Annotated in this window: 15 protein-coding genes; all 15 read right to left on the bottom strand. The window is 40.5% G+C overall.

Annotated elements, in window-relative coordinates; all coding sequences use genetic code 11:
• The 15 genes from AC106K_RS07995 to AC106K_RS08065 all read right to left on the bottom strand — a co-directional run bounded on the left by AC106K_RS07995 (position 1) and on the right by AC106K_RS08065 (position 26,340).
• A complete protein-coding gene (locus AC106K_RS07995) occupies positions 1-1,158 on the bottom strand; it encodes an aldose epimerase family protein (protein ID WP_482444332.1) in 1,158 nt (385 codons plus the stop codon).
• A 27-nt stretch (positions 1,159-1,185) separates the two neighbouring features.
• Positions 1,186-2,682: an L-arabinose isomerase gene (gene araA, locus AC106K_RS08000; protein ID WP_482444334.1), complete on the bottom strand. Its 1,497-nt coding sequence runs from the start codon at positions 2,680-2,682 to the stop codon at positions 1,186-1,188.
• A 39-nt stretch (positions 2,683-2,721) separates the two neighbouring features.
• Complete coding sequence (locus AC106K_RS08005; protein ID WP_313000847.1) at positions 2,722-3,432, bottom strand: L-ribulose-5-phosphate 4-epimerase; 711 nt, start codon at positions 3,430-3,432, stop codon at positions 2,722-2,724.
• Positions 3,433-3,464: 32 nt separating this feature from the next.
• Positions 3,465-5,165 carry a ribulokinase gene (locus tag AC106K_RS08010; protein WP_482444335.1) on the bottom strand — a complete coding sequence of 567 codons (1,701 nt, stop codon included), beginning with the start codon at positions 5,163-5,165 and terminating at the stop codon, positions 3,465-3,467.
• Positions 5,166-5,292: 127 nt separating this feature from the next.
• Entirely contained in the window at positions 5,293-7,281 is a 1,989-nt protein-coding gene (locus AC106K_RS08015; protein ID WP_482444337.1) for an alpha-L-arabinofuranosidase C-terminal domain-containing protein, read from the bottom strand.
• A gap of 63 nt (positions 7,282-7,344) precedes the next feature.
• On the bottom strand, positions 7,345-9,978 hold the full coding sequence (locus AC106K_RS08020) for a beta-glucosidase (RefSeq protein WP_482444339.1): 2,634 nt from the start codon (positions 9,976-9,978) through the stop codon (positions 7,345-7,347).
• A 296-nt stretch (positions 9,979-10,274) separates the two neighbouring features.
• Positions 10,275-13,013: a T9SS type A sorting domain-containing protein gene (locus AC106K_RS08025; RefSeq protein WP_482444341.1), complete on the bottom strand. Its 2,739-nt coding sequence runs from the start codon at positions 13,011-13,013 to the stop codon at positions 10,275-10,277.
• Positions 13,014-13,282: 269 nt separating this feature from the next.
• Positions 13,283-15,805 carry a glycosyl hydrolase 115 family protein gene (locus AC106K_RS08030; RefSeq protein WP_482444343.1) on the bottom strand — a complete coding sequence of 841 codons (2,523 nt, stop codon included), beginning with the start codon at positions 15,803-15,805 and terminating at the stop codon, positions 13,283-13,285.
• Positions 15,806-15,822: 17 nt separating this feature from the next.
• The gene (locus tag AC106K_RS08035; RefSeq protein WP_482444344.1) at positions 15,823-17,043 is read right to left on the bottom strand and encodes an SGNH/GDSL hydrolase family protein; all 1,221 of its coding nucleotides are present in this window, start codon (positions 17,041-17,043) and stop codon (positions 15,823-15,825) included.
• A gap of 49 nt (positions 17,044-17,092) precedes the next feature.
• Positions 17,093-19,030: a glycoside hydrolase family 97 protein gene (locus AC106K_RS08040; protein ID WP_482444346.1), complete on the bottom strand. Its 1,938-nt coding sequence runs from the start codon at positions 19,028-19,030 to the stop codon at positions 17,093-17,095.
• Positions 19,031-19,033: 3 nt separating this feature from the next.
• A complete protein-coding gene (locus tag AC106K_RS08045; RefSeq protein ID WP_482444348.1) occupies positions 19,034-20,410 on the bottom strand; it encodes a glycoside hydrolase family 43 protein in 1,377 nt (458 codons plus the stop codon).
• 32 nt (positions 20,411-20,442) lie between these two features.
• A complete protein-coding gene (locus tag AC106K_RS08050) occupies positions 20,443-21,315 on the bottom strand; it encodes an alpha/beta hydrolase (RefSeq protein WP_482444350.1) in 873 nt (290 codons plus the stop codon).
• 100 nt (positions 21,316-21,415) lie between these two features.
• Complete coding sequence (locus AC106K_RS08055; RefSeq protein WP_482444352.1) at positions 21,416-23,023, bottom strand: glycoside hydrolase family 43 protein; 1,608 nt, start codon at positions 23,021-23,023, stop codon at positions 21,416-21,418.
• Between the two features lie 152 nt (positions 23,024-23,175).
• Positions 23,176-24,891: a glycoside hydrolase family 43 protein gene (locus AC106K_RS08060; RefSeq protein WP_482444354.1), complete on the bottom strand. Its 1,716-nt coding sequence runs from the start codon at positions 24,889-24,891 to the stop codon at positions 23,176-23,178.
• A gap of 174 nt (positions 24,892-25,065) precedes the next feature.
• The gene (locus AC106K_RS08065) at positions 25,066-26,340 is read right to left on the bottom strand and encodes an MFS transporter (protein WP_482444355.1); all 1,275 of its coding nucleotides are present in this window, start codon (positions 26,338-26,340) and stop codon (positions 25,066-25,068) included.

A 26,340-nucleotide genomic window follows, 5' to 3' on the forward strand; every position in this document is an offset into this window, starting at 1 on the left:
TTACTTTTTTACGGAGAATTTATAGATGGTTTTCGACTGGTATTTCTGTCCGGGCTTCAGTTCTGTGGAAGGAAAAGAAGGCTGATTCGGTGAATCCGGGAAGTGTTGTGTCTCTAAGCAGAACCCTGTTCTGAATTCATTTTTACCTCCTGTTTTGGTATCAAACTTTCCGTCAAGAAAATTTCCGGAATAAAACTGCACACCGGGTTCATCTGTGAAGACTTCCATTAATCTTCCTGTTCCCTGGTGATACACTTTGGCGATACTTCTCAAACCTTTTCCATTCAGGATCCAGTTATGGTCATATCCTTTTCCTTTTTTCAGCTGATCGTCGTCTGCACTAATATCTTTTCCAATCAGTTTTGAAACCATGAAATCAAAAGGAGTTCCTTTTACAGCTTTCCGTTCACCCGTAGGAATCAGAGTTTCATTGACCGGAAGGAATTGATCTGCATTAATCTGCAGTTCATGATCAGTAATTGTTTTAGTGAAATTCCCTGACAGGTTAAAATAGGAATGCTGGGTAAGATTCACCACTGTAGGCTTATCGGTTTCAGCTTCATACGAAATTTCCAAAGCATCGTCGTCTGTAAGGGTGTAGAAAACAGTTGTTGTCAGTTTTCCCGGGTATCCTTCTTCACCGTGTTCGCTGGTGTAGGACAATTTCAATGTAGGAAATTTTGCATCTTTTACTGCCTCAATATTCCAGAATCTGGTATGAAACCCTTCTTTTCCTCCGTGAAGGCTATTGGGTCCATCATTTTTATCGATTTCGTATGCTTTACCATCCAGTGTGAATTTAGCGTTGGCAATTCTGTTGCCGTATCTTCCGATCAAAGCCCCGAAATAATAAGGATTACCATCGAAATATCCTTCAGGTTTTGTAAAGCCAAGGACTACATCCTCATATTTCCCGTTCTTATCAGGAGCGGTTAAAGAAGTGATAATCCCGCCGAAGTTGATGACCTCAACTTTCATCCCGTTTTTATTGCTTAATGTGTATTTTTTAATAGAATCGCCTTTGGGCGTCACTCCGTAGTCTGAAGTATGAACATTCTCCATTTTTCCTGAAATATCCTGTTTATTATTTTCTTTTTTACAGCCGAAAATAATTAAAAATAACAAAATAAAAATGCCATTATATGTTGTTTTTTTCATAATTATTTACATATTTTTTTAAATTAATTAACGATAATACATTTCATTCCAACGAAGTGTATTTTTAAAATCACGCATTCTGGTATCTTCATTAATGACTAATGATTCAATTCCTGCTATCTCAGCAAAATCCTCCAGCTGTTCTGCTGAAATATTTTCACTGTAACATGTATGGTGCGCACCACCTGCGAGTATCCAGGCTTCTGCGGCGGTATATAAATCAGGAAGAGGTTTCCATAAGACTCTTGCTACCGGAAGTTTTGGCAGCTCTTCTGTAATTTCCAATGCTCTGGTTCTGTTGATCAGCAGTCTGAAATGGTTTCCAAAGTCCATCAGAGCGGCGTTCAGAGAATCAATATTTCCTCTGGAGTTAAAAACAAGACGAACAGGATCTGCTTTTCCTCCGATTCCCAACGGATGGATCTCACATGATGGTTTCCCGGCAGCCAGCACAGGATCTACTTCAAGCATATGAGAGCCCAGAATAGAAGGGTTGGAAGGGTCTAAATGATAGGTATAATCTTCCATAAAAGCATTTCCACCTTCAAGGCCCTGCCCCATTGTTTTCATGGCACGTACGAGTGCTGCTGTTTTCCAGTCTCCTTCCCCGGCAAATCCGTATCCTTTCTGCATCAAGCGCTGAACGGCAATTCCCGGCAGCTGTTCCAGGCCGTGAAGGTCTTCAAAGGTATCTGAAAATCCTTTAAATCCTCCGTCTTTTAAAAATTTTTCAAGTCCTAATTCAATTTTTGCAGCGGTATGAAGTGAACTTCTGTTGGCTCCTCCTTGCAAAAGGGATGCTGCCATGTGATAAGAAGATTCATATTCTTCCATCAGACTTTTTATTTCTCCTTCACTTACAGAATTGATAACGCCTACAAGATCACCGATTCCCCAGGTATTGACTGAAAAGCCAAACTGGGTTTCAGCTTCCACTTTATCTCCATCTGTTACGGCTACAAACCGCATATTATCTCCGAAACGTGCAAATTTAGCTCCCTGCCAGTCGTCCCAGCCTGCAGCAACACGGCTCCAGTCACCGATCTGCTTCTGAACTCTTTCTTCTGACCAGTGTCCTACCACAACTTTTCTGTTCTTTCGGAGCCTGCTTACCATAAAACCAAATTCACGGTCTCCATGAGCCGCCTGATTGAGATTCATAAAATCCATATCCATGGTAGACCACGGAATATCTCTGTTGAATTGGGTATGCAGATGCAGAAGAGGTTTCTGTAAAATTTTTAATCCTCTGATCCACATTTTAGCGGGTGAAAAAGTATGCATCCACGTAATTACTCCTATACAGTTTTCTGCATGATTAGCTGCAGCAATGGTTTCAAATATCTCTTCGGTAGTTTTTATCGTTGGCTTTACAATGACTTTTACCGGAATGAAAGAAGATTTTTCAAGTTCTGCCACAATTTTCTGTGAATGTTCTGCCACCTGGGCAAGTGTTTCAGGTCCGTATAAATGCTGACTTCCTGTGATGAACCAGACTTCTTTGGTATTGAGAGGTGTTAACATAGTTTTGTTGATCGTTAATAGTTGTTTATCTTAAAGTGTTTAGTGTTTAAATTCCTGTCCGTAATAAGCATTTTTGCCGTGCTTACGTTCATAATGTTTTTTGATGAGTGAGTCTTTCAGTCGTTCCGCATCAGGGTTTATCTGCCTGGTGAGATAAGCCATTTCGGCAATGGTCTCCAGTACTTTGCTGTTGTAAACTGCCTTCTCTGCGTTTTTCCCCCAGGTAAACGGACCGTGATTGCCGATAAGAACCATTTCTACTTCTTCCGGAGAGAGCTGTTTTTCTTTAAAGCATTCCAGAATCTGTATTCCTGTATTGTATTCATAGTTTCCTTCAATCAGTTCATCCCGCATAGGCGGAGCGCAGGGAATATCTGTTGTAAGATGGTCTGCATGGGTGGTCCCGAAAACAGGAATGTCCATTTGTGCCTGTGCCCACGCTACGGAATAGATCGCATGAGTATGCGCAATTCCACCGATATTTTCCCAGTTTTTATACAGATAAGCATGGGTCTTGGTATCGGAAGAAGGTCTGAGTCTGCCTTCAATGACATTGGCATCAAAGTCTAAAATCACCATATCTTCCGGCTTTAAAATTCCATAGGGAACACCGCTTGGTTTAATGGCAAAAATGCCTTTATCACGGTCTACAGCACTTACATTCCCGAAAGTATAGACCACCAGCTTCAGGGCATCCAGCTGCATATTCGCTTCATAACATTCTCTTTGGAGTTCTTTATAGGTATTCATTTTGAGTATCATTCAAAGGTTAAAATGGAAAATCAGGAGTTCTGAAGTTCTTTCCTGTTGTTTTTCAGTTTGGTATTGTATTCTACAAAATCAGCGAGCTTCTGGTATTGCTGCATTAATTCTCTGTAGTGCTGTACATCTTCGGCTTTCGGCTGATATTCCGCTTCAAATGCGGAGCCCATTTTCATGCTTGCTTCCTGAACGGTCGGATAAATTCCTGCTGACACGGCCGCATAAACAGCAGCTCCCAAAGCAGGAGTCTGGTCTGAAGCGGCAACAACAATCGGCATATCCAGAACATTAGCAAGGGTCTGCATGATAAACGGCGATTTCCTTGCGACTCCTCCGATTCCGATCACTTTATTGATTTTCACACCTTCCTCTTCAAAACGGTCAACGATCTTTTTAGCTCCGAAACAAATGGCATTCACCAAAGCTTTGAAAATATGAGGAGCTTTTGTTCCCAGAGAAAGCTGGCTGATCGCCGCCTTAAGTTCCTGGTCTGCATCCGGTGTTCTTCTTCCGTTTACCCAGTCCAATGCAATCGGAACACTATCTGAGAGAGGAACTTTTTCTGCTTCAAGGGTTAATTTTCTGATAAGTCCGTCCTCCATTTCTTCAGCGAGCTTTATTTTCTGCTCCTCTGAAATACTTTCGGAATGCATCATCACCTGATGAACCGGCCACATCAGAATATCTTTATACCATGCCAGCACATCTCCAAAGGCTGACTGTCCTGCTTCAAGCCCTATCAGTCCTGGAATTACGGAGCCGTCAACCTGTCCGCAGATTCCTTTTACGGTTGCATCCCCAATGGCTTCCTGTGAGGCTACCATAATATCACAGGTGGAAGTTCCCATGATCCTGATCAGTGTATTTTCTTCCACTCTTGCTCCTACTGCGCCTGAATGGGCATCAAAAGTTCCTACCGTAATAATCGTTTGGGTGGTAAGACCTGTTTTCGCGGCCCATTCTTCATTCAGGCAGCCTGCAATTTCATCTGAAGTATAGGTTTCACGGTATAATCTTGCTCTGAGCGCTCCCAGAGAAGGATCAAGCCTGTTGAGGAATTCTTCCGAAGGCAGACCATCCCATGATTCATGCCACATGGCTTTGTGGCCGGCAGCACAACGGCTTCTTTTGAAGCTGGTCAGGTCTTTATGATCTGATAAAAGATAGGTCAGATAATCACAGTGCTCCATCCAGGTGTACGCAGCATTTTTTACTTTTGCATCTTCTCTGCTGATGTGCAGTATTTTAGCCCAGAACCATTCTGAAGAGTAAATACCGCCTTCATATTTTGTATAATCTTCACCACCCCAGGTTCTTGCAAGGGTATTGATTTCTTCGGCTTCACGGATAGCGGTATGGTCTTTCCATAAAACCATCATGGCATTGGGATTTTCTTCAAATCCCGGAACCAGCGCCAGGGCTGTTCCGTCACTTGTAACCGGAAGCGGTGAAGAGCCTGTAGTATCAATACAAATACTGACGATCTGCCCTGGTGCTACCCCGCTTTTTTTTACTACTTCCGAAATGGTTTTTTCCAGACCTTCAATATGATCTGAAGGATGCTGTCTGAAACTGTTGGTTGAAGGATTACAGAATCGGCCTTCCTTCCATCTCTGGTAGTAGCTGACTGAAGAAGTTATTTCGGAACCGTTTTCAGTATCAATAAGGACGGCCCGTACGGAATCTGTACCGTAGTCCAGCCCGATAACATATTTTTTCATGGTGGTGAAACGTTTTTGATTATGAGATTTTAAATTCTCCTGATGAGATAAAAACAAATATAAGATTCTATTTTAAATAAATGTAAAAAACACACTTATTTTTTATAAAATACTACAAAACAGTTTGTTAAATCATTTTCACCTTTAAAACAACCAAAGAATTGGCCGGAATTTTTGTTGAAATTTTACCTTTTTTAGCTTCTGAATTCTCCTCTTGGGGTTTCACAGGTTCAGCATCGAAATTATTTTCACTGGAAAGCTGCGGCGCAGACAGAAGAATTTTGGTTACTTTTTTACCGATTTTCAGAGTTCCGGGGTTGATATTTACTGTTTTAGCCTGATTATCAGCATTGACGATTTTAATAATAATGTCATGAGTTTTGGTATCTTTTACTGCTGTAGCATATAACTTCTCCTGTCCGGATACTGCTTTTCCGTTGCTTTCTATTTTCAGTACATCCGTTCCTTTATTGTTGGAGAATAATTTCTGAACATAATAATTCGGTGTCGCGTAAGATTTCAGATTATTGAACCAGATGAGATCGGGCGTCCACTGCCAGCCGTCAGCATGGGCAAAAAGCGGTGCGTAGGAAGTCATATAAACCACATCTGCATTTCTTTCAAGACCGGTCATAAAAGCAGCTTCTGAAAGGGCCGTCAGCCAGTTATTTTTATTATCAGGTTTTACCACGCCTACAGACTGGGCTGCATATTCTCCTGCAAAAACTTTTGGCCCGGAACGGTCATACTGGTCATATCTGCCTGCATTTTTCATAAACCATTCGGGAGAGTTGTAATAATGTTCATCTACAATCAGTGCGTTAAGCTGCTTCAACTCTTTCCATCCATATTCGAAAAACTCGCCGTCGGGTGACGGTCCGCTTCCGGAAACGATTTTTATGTCAGGATATTTTGTGTGAATGGCTTTTTCAAATACTTTATAGCGTTCAATATAATCCGCTCCCCACTGCTCATTTCCTACTCCGATAAATTTTAAATTAAAAGGCTTTGGATGCCCCATTTCAGTACGGACTCTCCCCCATTTTGTGCTGGAATCTCCGTTGGCAAATTCAATTAGGTCCAGGGCATCCTGAACATAAGGATCCAGATTTTCCATTTTCACCAGCTCTGCGGTATTGAATTGGCATGCCATTCCGCAGCTCAGAATAGGAACAGGTTCTGCAGCCAGATCTTCGGAAAGCTGGAAATATTCATAAAATCCTAACCCGAAAGACTGCCCGTAATCCGGTGTAAGCCTATGTGGAAATCCAGTACTCCATTTATTGATAAGATATTCGCGGTCTGCCACATTTCCTATTGTTTTTTTCCACTGATAGCGTTCTGCCAATGTTCTTCCTTCTACAATACAGCCTCCAGGAAACCTCAAAAATCCAGGTTGCAAATCATATAGTTTCTGAACCAGATCTTTTCGTAATCCTCCTTTTCTGCCTTTCCAGGTGTCTTGCGGGAAAAGGGAAATCATATCCATGTTCACGATGCCGTTTCCGGTAAATGTAATCCGCAGTTTTGCTTTTTCTACAGTTTGAGGTACTTTGAAAACGGCTGTATACTTCTGCCAACCCTTTCCTTTGATGAGTGTGGAGACTGAAGAAATTTCCTTCCCGTTTTCATCAACAAGACTTGCATTTACCGCAGCAACATTTCCTGAAACATTTTCCAGATCAAAACTGAAATCATATTGTTCTCCCTGATGAATACCTATTCCTCTGAATCCTTCATTCTCCAGAATATAATTTTTATCATTCAGAACGGTAATTCGTGCGTAATTTTTATTGGTTTTGGCAGGATCAGAATAAATGGTCAGAAACCCGGAATCCAGATTAGGAGAAAGCGTTTTTGTGTTGGGCTGTTTCCAGCCTGTGAAAGGTTCATCAAATTCAAAGCTCCGGTTTTTAATCAGTTCCGCATACAATCCACCATCAGCGGCAAAATTGATGTCTTCAAAGAAAATCCCATACATGGTGGGCTGTATTTTAACAGGAGCAGAGGTTTCTTTCAGATCCAGGTTAAAGGTACGGACCGTATTATTCTGAGCCGAAAAAAAAGCAGCACTAAGGGAAATCGCGATGGAGAATATTTTATTTTTTGTTGTCATAGATCGTATATTTTGAAAGCTAAGGTTGCGTTGCAATGGTTACAATTGTTCCGGATCAGTTTTTTATTTTACTTTTAACGGAACGTTTTTTAATCCTGCATCATCAGAAGTTCCGCCGTAAAAAATGGTATAATCGCCGGGTTTTGAAATCAGATCATCTGCTTTTTCATCATAGAAGGTAAATGAATCTTTGGAAAGGTTGAGCTGAATATTTTTTGTTTCTTTTGATTTGATCAAAGTCCTTTCAAAAGCCCTTAGCGTTTTTACCGGTGCTTGGGCATCATTATTTCTTTTAATATATACCTGAACGACTTCTTCTCCATCCCTTTCTGAAACATTGGTTACCGGAATTGTGATCGTCACATTTTCGCTGGTACTGATTGTATTTTTGCTCAGTTTTAAATCACCGTAAACAAATTTTGAATAGCTCAAGCCATGCCCGAAAGGATAAAGAGGTTTTTCCGTCATATAACGGTACGTTCTCCCCTGCATATCATAATTTTCAAATCCTTCATGTTTGCTTGTCTTCGAAAGAGCGTTATCCAGCTGTTCAAGATTTTTGTAAAAGGTAATAGGTAATTTTCCGGAAGGGTTATAATCTCCTGCCAAAACATCTGCTACAGCCGTTCCTCCGGACTGTCCGCCATACCAGGCGTTCAACAGGGCATCATAATTTTTTTCATCCTGTTCCAATCCCAGAGCGCTTCCGGTACAAAAAACAAAAACAACAGGTTTTCCGGTTTTTCTAAGCTCCGCCAACAGGCCCCTCTGGACTTTAGGAAGGGCAATCGAAGTTTTGTCACCTCCTTTGAAGCCTTCTGCATTCACCATCATCTCTTCACCTTCCAGGCTTGGAGAAAGTCCACCCGCAAAGATAATGACGTCTGCACTTTTCACCTTTTCTCTCACCGAAGCAAAATTAACTGGGTCTTTTCTGTACACTTCAAAGGTTATGCTCACATATTTTCCTTTTTGTGTATGACGCAGTTCTATCTGGTATTCTTTTCCTTTTTCCATTTTTACAGGAAACTCTGAAGGATGTCTTGCATCAGGTCCCTTTCTTGTTGCGATTTCTTTTCCGTCCACGAAAAGGGTATAGATATCGGAAGTGGAAGCAGAAAACACAACTTCTCCTGTATAGGTACTTTTGAAAATCCCTGAAATGATGGCTGAGGTATTTTCTCTTCCTACATTGGGTGCAAGCTGGGTACCTCCAAAGCTGTTGTAGCTGATTGCAGTGGAATTTACGGAAATGTTTGCCGGCTGGCCTTTGAATTCATTGTTATTAAAAAACGCTACTTTCATTCCTTTCGCGCCGTTTTTCTGACTGATAAAATTCTGATAGAGTGAGGTTCTGGACGAAGGATCTGTTACTTCGCTTCCTTTTTCGTAGATAATTTCAGCATTTGGAAATTTGGTTTTGATTCCTTCTAAAATCGTTATAATGGATGAAGGGGTTCCGTTATAGTTTCCTAACTGCATCAATCCGTCATCAGCATTCGGGCCTACAACGGCAATTTTTTTAATATTTCTGCTGAGAGGCAGAACATTCTTTTCGTTTTTCATCAGCACAATAGACTTTTGTGCCATTTTCAGTGCCTGCTTTTTATGTTCTTCAGAATCTACTACAGAATACGGAATGGTATTCCAGTGAACAGAAGATTTCGGATCAAGCATTCCCAGCTCAAACCATCCCTTCAGGATTCTGCGCATCGAATCATCAATATCTTTTTCGGTAATCAGTCCGCTTGTCAGAGATTTATTCAGATTGTTATAGGTATCTCCACATTCCAGATCTGTGGAATGTTTCAAGGCATCTGCTGCGGTTGTTTTTTCGTCAGGATGAGTGCCATGGTATTTTTTCTGAAAGAAATCGGCCAGTGCCCAGCAATCTGAGACTACCATTCCATCATACTTCCATTTTCCACGGAGAATTTCAGTAAGCAAAGTATTATTGGCACAACATGGCTGTCCGTCAAAAGCATTGTAAGCACACATTACTTCTCTTACATTTCCCTCCTGAACCAATGCTTTGAAAGCGGGCAGATACGTCTCATACAGATCTCTTTTTGAAATTTCTGCGTTATAAGAGTGGCGGTTCCATTCCGGTCCGCTGTGTACCGCAAAATGTTTGGCGCAGGCGTGGGTTTTAAAAAATTTCGGGTCATTTCCCTGCAGGCCTTTTACTGCTGCAATCCCAAGAACGGAGGTAAGATAAGGATCTTCACCATAGGTTTCCTGGCCTCTTCCCCATCTTGGATCACGAAAAATATTGATATTGGGTGTCCAGAAGGTTAACCCTTCATATCGTCCTGTTTTCAGAGCTTCATCAAAAGACCTGTTGTATTTTGCCCGTGCTTCATCGGAAATCATTTTAAAAGTTTTAAAATGCTCCGGAACATCCCATGTGGCTGCCATCCCGATTGCCTGAGGAAAAACAGTAGCCGTACCTGCTCTTGCCACCCCGTGAAGTGCTTCATTCCACCATCCGTAGGCTGGAATTTCCAGACGCGGAACTGCCTGGGAGTTATCCATCATCATTCCTATCTTTTCTTCTGTGGTCAATAAAGAAAGAAGGTTCTCTATTCTTTCATTAACCGGAAGATCCGGGTTTCTGAATGGGTATTTATAATAATTCTGAGCAAAAAATAAAGGGGCTGCCAGTGTTGCACATAGGATTAATACAATTCTTTTCATAGGTAGTATGGTTTCAATAAAGTCCGAAAAATGGCTGTTGATTTTGTGATTAACAATTCTCTGCCCACTGATTTCACAGATTTTCACGGATAATTATGTTTTCATTCTTATTTTATACAAATTGCCAGTATTATTCAGCAGCAATACAATGAAAAACAAATATAACGTTCTATTTTAAATAAATGTAAATAATACACTTAAATTAATAGTAAATCCTACTTACTTTTGGTTTTCATCAACCAAATTGTAGAAATAAAGCCACCATAAGCAGTGCTCATGATGGCTTTGGACTCAATTTACTCTTTGATAAATTTTTGTTTCACTATTGTATTATTTTTTTGAGTAACCTCAATAAAGTAAATACCAGCCGGGAAATCTCCTACATTAATTTGGTTTTTTCCTGAGTTTATTTTCAATCCGAAACTGATGACACTTCCTCTTCCGTCAAAAATGGTGGCAGCTGCTTCTGACAGATCAGAATCAATAAAAAGGTCTGCTTTTACCGGATTAGGATATATTTTTATTCCCTCTTTTCTAGCTTCAGCAGAAATGTTTCTGATACTTAACGATCCGAAATTTAAAGGAAGAACGTTGGCAGAATAGGCATTTTCTTCTGTAAGATATGCTTTGAAAGATCCTATTACAGGCTCACTTCCGGCCGTTACTTTATAGAAACCTGTTACTCCGTTTTCTGTTTTCAGCACATAAGCACTCGCCGGAACTTTGATGCTCTGATAAACCCCGTTCATCTGATTCACAGTGATTGCTTTGGGTGTGGAAACATTTCCTGAGCCGTTGAAAGTAATATTTCCTGTAGCATTGAGGATTACCGGAGTGTTTGCAGGAATGATCCCGTTTGAAATTGCGGTACAATTGATATTACCTGCATCCGGAGATATCAGATAAGCAGTAACTCCGGAAGGTATATTAGCCTGGAATGGCAAGATCAGCACATCATAACCATTAAATGTACGGCTGTAAGAAGCTGTATTAGCTGTAAAGTTAAATGGTACCTGAAAATCCATACCCTGACCGGAAAGGACAAGATTTGAACAAACTGTACCTGAAATCACATTATTGGCAGATGAACTTACGGTTGGATTCACATAATAAATGCTGTTAGAATTAGCGCTCATAGGCTGCCAGTTATTGGAGGAAGTAACTCCTGCTGCATTTCTGAAGTCTACAGAAGTGTAGTAGCCATTTTCCAGGGCATCCATCAGATAGCTGTCGCTTGCGGAATAGGTACTTCCGAATTTTGAAGCAATTTCATTACCTACATTGAAATAAACATCTCCCAGATTAAGCGTAAGCACAGAGCTGTAATTGGAATTTCTCAGTCCTAAAATACCTTTGCATCCGTCTGTAAGAACCTGTCGTGAAATATCGAATGTGATATCGAAATTTCCTCCCTGCGGAAAATTAATCTTGCCATAATTATATGATTTTGTTATGCCCTGACTGTTGATATAGTATAAAGTAGTATTGTCCGAATAGCTTTGTCCCGCTGTTGTATAGCTGTTTACATGCAGAATCAGTTTATTGTATCGGTCATTAAGCTGAAGATATCCGTTAGTAGCAGTCATGTTATTGCTGATAAGAGGACTTGGATTGGAGAACGTCACCGTTGTATTGCTGATATTGAATCCTGCCCCAAAAGCTGTACTGGTAGCAGTCTGAGTTTCAATTTTATTATAATGGATATCACCGCCTGTCATGAGAGAAGCAGGCCTGTCACCACTTTTATTAAAAACAAAAGTCATGACACTGGAAGGACTGATATCAGCAGTAGGCCGAAATGTTGCCGTACTCATAGTGATAGGTGTGCTGACCATATTGGATTGCGTATTGGTCAGTACTTTTGTTCCTGAAGTCGTGTAAAAAGGAAGATCAACCTTCAGACTATAAGTATTCTGAGAAGGATTAATCACCATAAGAACAACCTGATTTCCATCCTGGGAAATATAGGAAGAGCCTTGCAATACTCCGGTTTTGTCATCCCATTTGGCTTCTATTCTCGTCTTTCCTGTTGTGTACTTGGCATAATGTGAAAGGATATACCCCCTTTTAGTCATTACACCTGCAGGAGTTCCGTAAGTTCCGTCACCCATTAAGCCATAATAACGCTTGGCAGAATAATGAATCCAGGCATTGACATTACCCAATAATGCATTGTTGACACTGCTGGCAAAGGTAAATGCATCTGTATTCCAGCTGAAATCTCTTGCCGGCTGTGTGGATGAAGAGTTCCAGTTGATCAGATATTCAGTCTGCCAGATTTCTTTGTTGTAATTCTGGAATTGTTTGTAGGTAGACTGCATAAGCCCGTATTGATGCCCTCCATACACTTCAAAATTAGCCATTGCCGAAGGATCCAGCAAAGCACTGGCAAAATTATCTGTAAATCCCACACTTTCCGGGGCAATCACTTTACAATTGATAAGCTGTCCGTAATTCTTGATGAAAGTCGTAATTTGCGCAGGAGTCCAGATGCATCCCTGATACTGAGCCATTTCATCCGGTTCATTTTGAATGGAGATATAATCAAGATCTACTCCATTGTTCTGGAGATAGGTAACAAAGCTGTTAAGATAAAGGGCGTAATCCTGATAATTTTCCGGCTTTAAATATCCTACCTGCTGTACTCCGTTAGTGTCAGTGTAAACAGCATTGACATGATTATTGGTTTTCCAGGCTGCCGGCATGGTCCAGGGCGAAGCAAAAATGGTAAGCCCCATAGATTTGGCGAGCTGTGCTGTGGCCAGTACTGAGCTCCAGTTGCTGCTGTTTTCGGGAATATATAATCTCATAATATTATATCCACCTTCACTGGAAGCTCCCCAAAGCGTCTGAATCTCTGATGCAGACATATGGTTATACGCAAACTGGGGACTGCATACAAATCCTCCGAATCCTTTTATTTTCTGATAAGGAATATTCTTATCAATTTTTACGGTTGTAAGCTGTCCATGAAGCATCAGGCTGCAAAACAGAGCTATAGAATGAATGGTTACAAGACTTAAATTTTTTTTCATAATGGTTTAGTTTTAGATAGTCGTGATTTTGGTTGAAGACAATTAATGTAAGGGCAATAGATTCCCCATCAAGACGGTTGGTTTTCAAAAACCGTCAGGAAAATACCCTGAATGATATCAGGCAGCGATCTGTTAAATAAAGTTGCTTACAAAATCATTCGCTGTGCTTTATCTTCATTCTCTGTGAGAGGACTGTATTTCAGATTGGAATGTGAATTAAGATTAGTGTTTCATAATTAAAGTGTTGTTTGTGATGAGTATTGGGCCAATCAGTGAAGCATTTCGCTTTCGGGAGCGCCCAGGTAAGAGGGTTTTAGTCCTCCGGTGTTGATCAGTATCTTTTCAAGGACAATACCGGGTTCCAGCACTCTGAAACGTAATGTATGTTTTCCAGCCTGCTGAACCGAATGTTTTGTAACGGATTTAATAATATGTTCTGACTGCCATCTTCCCAATTCTCCTTTGTAATGGCCATTGAAGTTGACAATTTGCGGAGTTTCGTTGTCAAAAGAAATTTCGTAACGCAATCCTTTATTATGATTAAAATTTAAAGTCGGAGCTAATAATAACTGGACTTCAAACTCCCCTTTTGATTCAAAATTGCTATCATATTCCAGCCAGATATTTTCATCGCTTTTAGGATATGCATTCTGCGGAAAGGTTGTCACGCCGGATTTTGTTTTTCCGAAATCAGGAATCACTTCCCAATGGATTCTGTCTGAACCGTTCATTCTTGCAAAATTTTCTGCTTCAATGGAAACATAGCCATTTTTCTCCTGAAATATCTTTTCTTTGGAAACCTCAGAATCAGAAACATAGGTAACATCAGGCATTATATTTTCTTTTCCGTCTGCCCAGCTTTTGTATCCTATTCTCATCTGGTCCATCATATGCTGCCACTTCCCGCCGGCAATCTCATTATTGTATTTATGATCCAGATAGGCATTTCTTTCAAAACACTCTTTTACCTTATCAGCGTAATAATTTGCTTTTAAGTCATATTGAGCTGCGAGTTTCCTGTTTTTTGCCACCGCGTAGTACATTTCATACAAATTGCTGCATGCATCGATAGGATACAAAACCAGCTGATAATATGCATCCTGGTACTCAGCTGGAATCTGCTCTTTTAAGCGTAAAGCTTCTACGGCTAATGCCCTGTAATCATTTAAAACCGTTTCAAATTCATGGTAATTTTCAAGGCTGTATGTTTTGCTGTCAAGGGTTTCAGGAGTTACTCTCCTGTTGTATTTGGAATACAGATTAATCATCCTGGCAATTTCTTTGGCGTGTTTTTCTCCAAACTGCTGAGCAGCCCATTTCTCAGTACATTCCAAAAGGTTTTTAGCATTAAACTGCTTCGGATTCCAGGCCATTTCCAGGAAAAAACTGATCGGAAACTCCATGGGTTTTAAATCTCCTACATTCACGACCCAAAGCTTATCTACTTTATGTTCATAGGAAAGATTCATCTGTTCCCATACTCTCTGGATAGGGCTTATGTTGATCCATTTGGAATTTCTCGGACCTCCTACATAATCAAAATGGTAATAGATTCCATAGCCGCCTTTATGCAAAGGTTTTGAGAGGTCCGGAAGCTTTCTTACATTTCCCCAGTTATCATCACAGAACAGCAAGATCACGTCATCCGGAACCCTCATTCCTTTATCATAGTAGTCCTGAACTTCTTTATACAATGCCCAGACCTGCGGTGTTTTCTCTGCTTTTCTCCCCGTAACATCTGTAATGATTTTACGCTGATCTTTTACAATTTTCTCGAGCAAGGAAATATTGGTTTCTTCTCCCATTGCTTCATCACCATCACCCCGCATTCCTACTGTTACGAGTTTTTCCCAGTTTTTACTTCTCTCCAGTCCGGATTTCCAGAATTTCTGTAAAACTTCCGCATTTTTAGCATAATCCCAAACATTCGGGAGGTTGTTTTTTTTGATATACCTGTGCCAGTCGGTTTGTGCCAAAGCCATAGGCTCATGATGAGAAGTTCCCATCACAATACCCATTTCATTTGCTAACGGCCCGCTCAGAGGATCGTCGTCATAGAATGCTTTCCCCCACATTGCCGGCCAGATATAGTTTCCTTTAAGCCGCAGAATCAGTTCAAAAACTTTTTCGTAAAATTTAGAATTAACTCCGCCAAAAGTTGCTCTTGCCCAGCCTCCCAACGAAGGCTCTTCATCGTTAAGGAAAATACCGCGATACTCTACAGCAGGCTCACCATCAGTATATATTCCTTTTTTAAAGTATACATTATCTTTTTTATTAACCGGAACGTCAGCCCAATAATACCATGGTGAAACACCTATCTGCTGAGACATTTCATAAACTCCGTAAATGGTTCCTCTTTTATCACTTCCTGCAATCACAATGGCTTCAGAAACACCCGGAAATGGATCACTGACATTCTGAATGATATATTTTTCTCTTTTCTCTGTTAATGCTTTTCCATCCAGTTTTTTTTGACGAATTAAATGATCAATGGTTTTGCTTTTACCTGCTTCACCAATAATGATGATCATTCCGTTTACTCCGGAGTTTTGGGAAACCAGATTAGGCTGAACACCGGTTACTTTTTGAAAATCAGATTGAAGATTCGCAACGGCACGCAGAATTCCTTTGTCCGAATCGCTATCTGAAAACAGTGTCAAACCTGAATTATGCTCTTTCAATACCATCGAACTTTCTGTCTTGGCAAAAGAAATAAATGGTTCGGTTGCTTTTACAAAAAATATAAACAACAACGTAAGAAACAGCGAAATGTTTTTTGTAAAATTCATACTATATCTTTTTGATTTTAATTTTTAAATAAGTTCAGATCCACAAATTCTCCCATTCTCCTGTAGCCGGCCTCATTGGGGTGAAGAAAATCATGATCGTGCATATCGTTTAAGATGACTTCCGGATTTTCACTTTGCATTTGTTTTGCAAAATCGATGACGGCATCAAACTTCCCGCTGTTCCTGATCCAGTCGTTTACTTTTTTCCAGGCCTCGATACGGAAAGGTTTGTCGTAGAATGACTTTGCAAAAGGAAGAATAGTTGCTCCGTACACTTTGATTCCGTTAGCATGTGCCTTATCAATCATCACCTGGTAAGCGGCAATCAGTTCTTCTGTTCTTTTGGAAGCATCATCAGGATCTCTTATTCCTCCCAGATCATTCACTCCTTCCAGAATGATCAGCCATTTTACGCCCTGCTGATTGAGAATGTTATAATCAAAACGGTCTAATGCTGTAGGCCCCAAACCGCCACGCACTACGCAATTCCCACCAATTCCGAAATTAAGAACACTTACATTCCTGGTAGAAGGATCTGCCAGTAACCGCTGCGAAAAAATATCCGGCCAGCGATTCTGCCTGTTGGTTCCTGAACCTCTTCCGTCGGTAATGGAATTTCCCATAATAGCCACCGCATGTGAGGGTTCACCGGTCTTTACATCAATGTTAAAAAGCGAATACCAATGATCTGTTTTTACAGGATTTTTAAATATCGCAGCATTGGCCTGTTCACCTTTAACAATAAAAGAGGTTGTTCTTGAACCCGGATGTCCGGTGACAGATTGGGTTACTTTTCCATAGGAAATGGTAATGGCCAGCAACGAATTAGATTTGAGATTAAAGTTCACTTCATCAGAATAAATATCAGATCCGGGAGCAATTTTAAAACTGTTTTTATTCTCAAACGTTAATGTCCTGATAGTGGCTGCATCCACATTGCTGCTATCTGACGGCACAGCAATAGAAACGGCTTTTACTAAAAGGCTGTCTACAGAATATTTATTGGAAAAACGTAACCGTAATTTTTTTCCACCCACTGATACACGGACAATCTGACGCAGGGTATTTCCTGAAAGCCCCGGTTCCGGAGGAAGGTTTTTAGGTTCCACCAATTGGGGAGCCGTTGCCCAGGTAGTGAGCCATTGGCCTTTGGAAGACTGCTTTTGCAGACTCTGTGAGGAAGAGCAGGAAACCAAAAATCCCGAAATGATAAAGATGTATAAGTTTTTGAAGCCCATTTTTTCTGTTTTTCGTTTTTTCTCAAACTCTCCGGATATTGATCAATCCTTAATTTTTCAATACAAATCCTCCGTTCGGCTGAATTTCAATCGTAAAATCACCTTTTGCATTCACTTTCACTTCTTTCTCTGATGAATTTCCCTGTGCATCATCATTAATGAATCTAACTGTTTTCCCTGCAAACATCGGAAGCTTTATTTTCAGTTTTTGGGATTGCTTCTCAGCATTTACACCAGCCACATACCATTGATCCGCATGTCTTCTCGCAACTACAGCATATTTCCCGGGATAGCCGTCTATGAAAACTGTTTCATTCCAAAGTGTCGGAACTTCTTTCATCAACCTGACCTGAAATTCCGGAGCATCGGTCAGGTTATTTGGCATTACACCAAACATCTGAACGGGATTCTGAAACAGAACTGCTGTAGCCAGCTGAAAGCTATCTGTGGTATGTCTTTTATTTTTATCCCTGTTGGATTTTGTTAAATATTTGTTGAGGAAAGTTCCCCCAAACTCCATACTGCCCACCGTATTTCTGATGAAAGGATGAAGTGTGGCAAAAAAAGCTTCCTCTTTCCGTACATCTTCTGAGAAGTAGAGCATTTCTGAGGCAAGAACGGCTTCGCTTCCTGCATAATTAGGGTACATTACTTCCCAGCCTCTCGGTAAAGTAGCTCCATGGAAAATAATGGTTAGTCCAAAATCGTTGGCATCCGAAAGAATATCTTCATAAAGACGCATGGTTTCCTGTTTGTCTCCTCCGAAGAAATCCACTTTTAGCCCTTTTACGCCTGCTTCCTTCAGCCATTTCATTTCTTTTTTCAGTTCAACGGATGAGCTCATTTTATTTCTCGGTCCCATCGGTGCGTCATTGGCTGCCCCATTGGAATTATACCAGAGTAATACCCCGACATTTTTAGATTTTGCATATTGAATAAGCTCTTTCATGCGGTCTTTCCCTATGTTCTTATCCCAAAGCGCATCCATAAGAATAAACTGATAATTCAGCGCAGCAGCAAGGTCTATGAATTTCACCTGATCATCATAGTTCATACTGTTATCCTGCCAAAGAATCCAGCTCCAGGTAGATTTTCCGAACTGATAATCCTGTGACGGCTCATACATCGGATCTACCACATCAAAAGGAATGGTAGTTTCTACGATGGGTTTCAGGGAGCTGCCTACTGTAATTGTTCTCCACGGCGTCTTTCCGGGAAGAGAAACAGCTGCTCCGGTACTTCCGAAACCATTATTTTCAGCAGTATTTGGATAGGCTACTTTATATAGGCTTTTTTCTGCTGTGGTTTCAAGGTGTGAAGCACAATACGAACTATTCACTCCTGTCTCGGAAAGTAATACCCAGCCTTCATTTCCGATATGGAACAGACCCGGGAAAACGTATCCATAATCGGATGGTATTCCCAGCTCAGCATCAGCTTTATAACCAATTTCATAACTTGGCGCTGTGCGGGCAAATCCCGTCATCGGCTTCATCATAGGTGAAAGAAAAGTAGTCGTGTGTGACGGAAATCTGTACCCAGTGGATTCTGACTGTATCACAACACTCAGCCGTTCTTTCATCGGTGGAATATTGTAGCGAAAAGCAATATTGTTGTTGCTCACCTGAAATTCGATGCTGATCTGATGCTGGTCTGTATTGATGAAATTAACGGTTAAAGTATTCGCATTGTAATGAACCTCAGATTTTTTGATTTTTTCGTTAGTATATTTCTTAGAAACGAAATCTTTTTTGCTGTCCACAAATTTCAGATCCTTTGAAAAATCGGACTCATTGGTTACCAGGCCCAGCGGGGATTTTTCAAGCATTCCTTTTCCCTGAAGGATAACACTATATGATGCTTTTCCGTCCTCTGAAAAAACATGAAGCTTCAGTTGTCCGTCCGGACTTGCAATCTCTGCTACCTGCGCAAAGCTTTTGCTGATCAGAAACAGGCTGAATACGATATATAAAACTTTTTTTCTCATAACTCAATTATTTTCAAGAAAGGTCCAGTAATCGAAATACATAATGTCTGTTGAGGCTTTTCCATTGAATACAAAGTACACATCATGAATACCGATAATTTTTTCAGTAAGCTGAACTTTTACGGTTTCCCAGCGGTCATCTCCACCCGTCATCGGAACCTTTACCGTTGCAGCAACCGGGCCGTTCACAGCATCCAGATGAATGGTCATTGTTACGTCACTGTTATGGGTAGTTCCTACTCTTGCAGAGAAGGCAGCGGCTCCTTTTTTCCGGAAATCTACATTCTTTACACTGGTATAGGCACCCTTTTTCTTGGCTTTGATGAAAACACCAGACTCTTTATTCTGATAGGATTTTACATTTTCCGACCAGGCAATCATTTCTGCCTGATTGAACGAATAAGGGTTAACTGCTGCGATAGCTTTTGTAATTCCATTAGTCATTTTAAATGGTGAAATGGAGCCGTCTTTATTAAATGTAAGCTCTTCAAGACTTACTGATCTTGTAAACCCGCTTCCGCCCGGCAATGCACCATTATGATAAAAGAAATACGTTTTCCCCCGGAAATCAATAACACCGGGATGATTGGTGAATGATTTCCCTTCAGTAGGCATTACAATTCCTCCATATTTCCATGGTCCCTGTGCTGTTTTACCTGTAGAATATCCTATGAATTCAGGAAGCGGACCACCCGGCCAGAAAAGATAATACAGGTTTTTCCTTTTGTACAGCCACGGGCCTTCCTCGTATTTTGTGGGTCTTTCCGGGTTAGGCTTTCCGTCCCTTTTGCCAAATGATTCTTCTGTCATCGGAACTTCTGTAATATTTCCGGAATAGGAGATCATATCTTCATTCAGCTTTACGTATTTTAATTTAGGATTTCCCCAGTACATATGAGCCTGTCCGTCATCATCCACAAAAACGGTTGGATCAATATCTCCCCATTCGCTCTGAACAAGAGGTTTTCCCAGCGGATCATGAAAAGGTCCAAACGGACTGTCGCCAACGGCAACCCCTACAGCGCCTTTGTTATTGGTTTTGGACCACATTGGAACGTATAAAAAAAACTTTCCGTTTCTTTCTACACATTGTGCGGCCCAGGCATCACGTTTTGCCCAGTCGAAATCTTTATACGAGAGAATTGTTCCGTGATCTGTCCAGTTGACCATATCATTGGTGGAATACACTTTCCAGTCGTTCATGGTAAACCAGGTGGAATCATCCTCATCGTGTGTCGTGTACACATACAGCCTGTCATTGTACACCATTGGTGCCGGGTCTGCAGTATAATTGGTCTGAATAATAGGGTTCTGCGCAGTTCCCATTGAAAATAAACCTATCAGCGCAATGAAACTTATATGGATTGTACGGATATTCATAGAAATTTGGATTTAAAACTTTAATCCAGTATTTATTGTGACTTCAGAATACGATTAACTTCTTCCTGATTGACAGGTTTGAAAAGCAACTGTGAGAAAAGATACAGATCATTTTTCCACACTTTGAAATAGTGACCGCCCGGTTCTACATAAAAAATATGGGGAATTTTATTGTCTGTAAGATAGTCACTCGTTATTTTACTGAAAGGCATTAGCCTGTCCTGGTCTCCGCATGAGATCCAGAGAAGTTTTAAATCTTTAGCTTTGGATGGATCCGGGAGAAGAACTTGAGGTTCTTTGGTATTTGGAGCTGCGGAAAAGGCTCCCACCCATGCGAACTTATCGATATTTCCCAGTCCGAAATTCAGGGTCTGTCCACCACCCATGGAAAGTCCGGCAATTGCTCTGTCAGTTCTGTTTTTTTTAACCGGATATTTTTTTTCTACAAAGGGGATCAGATCATTCAGCAAGTCTTTTTCAAAGGTTGCAAAAGCTTCTACTTTATCCTTTGCCATGATGTCTCCGGTTGCCCTGTCGTCCTTCATCGCCCGGCCGTTGGGAAGTACAACGATCATGGGAGAAAGTTTTCCTTTGGCATACAGATTATCTAAAATAATTTGAGGAGTTCCATTTTTAAACCACTCTTTTTCATCTCCTCCAATACCATGTAGCAGATATAGAACGGGATATTGAGCGCCTTTTTTATATCCGGGAGGCGTATATACCAAAGCTTTACGTGTAGTTCGAACCGTTGCCGAAGAATACTGTATAGTATCAATTTTTCCGTGTGGAATTTCCTTTTTTTCTATATCAAAATCCTGTGGTACTTTTTTCTCAAAAGCCTGTGCAGAAATAAAAACTCCTGACAGCATGAAACCTACTGCTAATACAACTGACTTATTCATGATTTTTTATTTGTAGTTTCAACACTTATTATTTCAGTAAAAAAAATAAGTGTGTATTATTTTTTTACTTATTTATCACAGATTTTCCGTGCTTCTATTATTATTTTCCTGTTTCATTAATCCTAAAAAAATCAACATCTACGAAACCTCCGTTATTTTTAGTGGCATAATTGAAAACTGCGAATTTGGATCCCATAAAAAATCTATGGTAATCAAAGATCATTTTGTAGTCTTTTGCCATTTCGGTCCATTTCTTCTGATCGGTACTGTAATAAAAGTCTGCAAGATCTTTCCCGAGGTTGAAATTGGCATCAATACGGAGAAAAACCTTATCCGAATTGAGAGGAATCCGTTTTTTCTCTTCATTTTTAACTCCTGTAATCGCTTTGGTTTTACTGTCCAGGCTTACTTCATTGGTTGAAAAAACAATGAATTTTTCTTTACCTTCTTTTACTACTGACAAAATCCCGGAATCCCCGTTGAAGGCACTGAAACCTGCTACATCTCCATCTTTCATTCCTTTAAGGTCCATTGCTATAACTGCTGAAGAAGTCGGACCCTCCATTCTCTGGGTCAAAGTGTTGGGAGCCGCGTACAGATTGTCTACCACTCTGCTGGTTTTCAGTCTCAGAAAGCCTTTTCTTTCAGATAAAGACCACGCTTCATTCACAGGATTATGATTCCATTGCCATTGAATTTTCATTTTTTTATCAGAGAACTCATCGCTTTCCACGAGATAATTTTTGGCTTTGAATGGCGGAAGAGGAACTTCTCCTTTCAGAGGAACTTTTCCGTTCTCTCCCAGTACCGGCCAGTCGTTTTCCCATTGTACGGGAAGCAGCAGCGGAACACGTCCCACTCCATTTCTGTCCTGAAAAATAAGAGAATACCAGTTTTCGTTTTTATCATCAATCAAAGCGCCCTGACCTGCGTAAGAAAATCCTAAAAAATTGTCTTCCAGAACGACTTTTTTCTCGTAAGGACCTGTCACTTTATCTGCCCTGTAGACTACCTGACGGCGTTTTCCGTTTTTGGGCCATGATATCATCATCATATAATATTTCCCGTTTCTTTTGATGATCTGGTTACCTTCCAGAAGTCCGGTTTCCGAAGCATCTTTCTGAAATACCTCAGTTCCATCCGGATTTCCGATCACTTCTTTAAAATTGGGGCTCAGTTCAAAAACTTTGTTGGAAGTGAAAACATATATTCTGTTATCGTCATCAAAAAACAGTGAAGCATCATGAAAATGCCGTGTTCTGGTGATCAGCTTCCATTTTCCTTTTTCAGGTTCATCAGTCACATAGAAATAGGATTTGAAAGGTTCATCATTCGGAGAGAATAAAACGTAATATTTCCCTTTATGATAACGGATTGAAGAAGCCCATTGGCCTCTGCCGTAAACGGTTCCGTTCAATAAATCATATTTTGAGTTGTCATTCAAAGTATCGAAAACATACCCGGACATTTCCCAATGGACCAGATCCCTGGAATGCATCACCGGAGCTCCCGGCATCAGGTGCATGGTGGTACTGATCAGGTAAAAATCGTTTCCGTTTCTGGTAATGGATAAATCCGGTGCATCTGCCCAAATGATAGGATTGGTAAATGCTGTACTTTGTTTTCCGGAAGGATTTACCTGGGCTGAAAGAAGATTCAGCCCGATAAATCCCAATAAAGAAACTATATAAGATTTTTTGATTTTCAAAATGTCTGTGATGTTTGGTTTTTACGCTTAGTTTTTCAATTTAAAATACTTAATTGCTGTCACTAAATATTTTTTCTCTACTGTCAGTAAAAGAAGAGATTCTTCATTTCACTTCATTCCATTGAGAATGACAGTTCTTTCAAACTATTATACTATTGCGGTACAATATCATTGGAAGAGGTGCTGTAAAGCCCGATAAGGCTTCCTGTAAAACCTCCCGCTACATCGGTAGAAAGTATATCTCCTGAAACCGGTCCGCCAAGGTTTTTATAGTTCCTGCCATCCAGTGAATAATTAAAGTTATGTTCATCTTTATCGGCAACAACCTGCAGTTTAACCGGATTGGATAATGAAATCTTTTCGCTGGCAATCAGCTTTGATTGTCCTTTTTCTGTTCTTTCCAATACGATGTAGAAATCTTTATCTTTTTTCGTAATTCCGAAAACATAATTGAATGTTTCACTTTGATAACAGGTAATTCCTGCCAGCTCTTTTTCTGATTTAGGCTTAAAATCCAGGGTTACAGAAGTTTCAAAAGATTCATGCTGCAATCTGTGGAACAATGCAGAAACCGGAGCCAATGCTTTGATATTGGTTGCAAAAGGGTTTACTTTCACCCCGTTTTTTGTAACCGTAATAAAGCTTTCGCGGGGTCCGCGCATGGCAATCCATCGGTAGTCAAGGTTTTTATCGGTCAGCTTATCAGCATAAGTAAAGTTTCCATTGGGTAAAAATCCGTTTTGTCCGTTTTGATTCTGAACTCCAGCAGGTAATTTCAGTTTTGGTTTCATCGGAACCAGCCCGTTTTGGAAAACCGGGTATTTTCCGCTCCAGTCAACTGGAAGGATGAATGTTTCACGGCCTTTGTTGACTCTGTTTTTCTCGTTCGGACGTATTGCCAGAAATACTCCATAATATTGGCCTTCCGGTGTTTCTACCAGATCTGCATGACCTGCCCAGTCTACTTTTTCTTTTCGGTCTTTCGGGAAATAGCGCTGCGTCAGGATCGGATTATTATCAGCCGGAACGTAAGGTCCTTTGGGAGAATCGGACATAAAAATAACTTCACTGTGATTCCCACCGGTCCCTCCTTCTGCACACATCAGGTAATATTTGCCATTCTTTTTGTAAATATGAGGCCCTTCAATCCAGATGGGTTTTTGGGAAAGGTCTACCCCTCCGTTTACAATAATTTTATCCGAACCCGGAACTACCTGGTCTTTTTCCAGATCATAATCCCACATCTTAATCACACGGTGGCCGTTGTACTGCTCGGTACCTTGTGGTGGAGCATCATTATGAACGATATATGCTTTTCCGTCATCATCAAAAAAAATAGCAGGATCAATACCTTCAAAATTGAGTTTCTGAACTTCGCTCCATCCTTTTGCCGGATCTTTGGTTTTTACGACCATATTTCCAATCCCACCTGCAAACTGGGTAGTGATCATATAAAAAGTATCGTTGTGCTTATTGTATTTGATGTCCGGGGCATAAATTCCATGGGAAACGCCTGATTTTTCAACCTTAAGCTGTGAAGGTCTGTCCAGAACGTGCCCTACCTGTTTCCAGTTCACAAGATCTCTAGAAGTAAAAATAGGAACTCCTGGAAACATTGAAAATGAAGAGTTTACGATATAGTAATCTTCGCCTTTTCTGGTAATACTGGGATCGGGATAACAGCCTTGAAGGATCGGGGAATAAAATTCGTCTGGTTTAAGAGGATTATCATTGTATATTTTATCATTTCCACGGTAATTGAAGTCTGAGAAAGTCTGGGCAGAAATAGTAGTCACCGAGAGCAATGCTGCTGCAAGTATATTCGTTTTATTCCTGAAAAAAGCTAAATTCATTATATTCTGTTTCATTGTTATTCTTTTTTTATAGTTTTTAAAATGTATATTTTTGAATAGGTGTTGTTGTTTTTAACGCTAAGTCCGCAAATTTTTTAACGACTATCTTTTTGAGGTTCGCCAAGGCGTTATACTCAGCAAATGGCATTTATATTTATCATTATAATCGTTTACCGATCGTTATATATTTTAAGCGGTTTTCTTCCGGTTGACTATTTTAATTAATCCCCAGGCTGTAACATAGGATATTCCGGCTATGAAAAATATAATATTGTAGCCTCCGTTGATATTTCCTGATTTTTTAAAGGCATCGAGAACAATTCCGATAAAAAGGGGAAAAATGATTCCTGCTGCTGAGCCCAACATTCCGCCAAAACCAATGACAGAACTGACATAATTGTTGGGTAACTGATCTCCGACCGTAGTCATAAGATTGGCTCCCCATCCTTGATGTGCAGCTGTTGCAAAGGCAATGATGATCGTGATCATCCACATATTATCTACATATTTTGAGAACATGACCGGAACTACCATCAAAGCAAACAATAACATGGTAATGCTTCTGGCTCTTCCGATGGCCCAGCCTTTTTTAATCAGAAATGATGAAAGATAGCCTCCGCCGATACTCCCTATGGTAGTTCCACTATAAATAATAATCAATGGAAGGGATGGTTTTGTTAAATCCATTTTAAATACATCCGAGAAATAGGCCGGCAGCCAGAACATGAAGAAATACCAGATAGGATCGGTTAACATTTTACCGATGGCAAACGACCATGTTACTTTATATTTGAGTAATTCCGATAAAGGAATTTTCGTTTTCTCTTCTGCTTTTTCAGCCTGATCACTTTTAATGTACTGCAGTTCTTCCTTGCTGAGATTTTTTGTTTTTTCCGGTACGGCATAAAATTTCCACCAAAGGATAATCCAAATCATGCCCAAAGCGCCAATCCACACAAAAGTCTGCCTCCAGCCGTAATGTCCGAGAATGAACGGAACCAATAGCGGCGCTAAAATAGCTCCCACCGTTGCTCCTGAATTAAAAATTCCGGTTGCCAGTGCTCTTTCTTTTTTAGGAAACCATTCAGCCACTGATTTGATCGCGGCAGGGAAGTTTCCTGCTTCACTGATCCCCAAAGTACTTCTCGCAATAATAAATCCAATGGTACTTTTTACAAAACCATGTCCTATGGAGGCCAAACTCCATACAATAAGCGAAACGGCATACCCGATTTTGGTTCCTACTTTATCTATAAACCTTCCCATCGCCATATAACCGATGGCATACGTAGTCGTAAAGGCCATGACAATATAGCTGTAATCTTTTTCATCCCAGCTGAATTCTTTTTCCAGCACAGGTTTCAGCAAACCCATTACCTGACGGTCAAGATAATTGATCGTAGTGGCGAGAAAGACAAGGGACAGCATCCACCATCTTATATTGCGGTTTTGAGGAGCCTGCAT

It is taken from the genome of Chryseobacterium sp. FR048 (genome assembly GCF_056844665.1).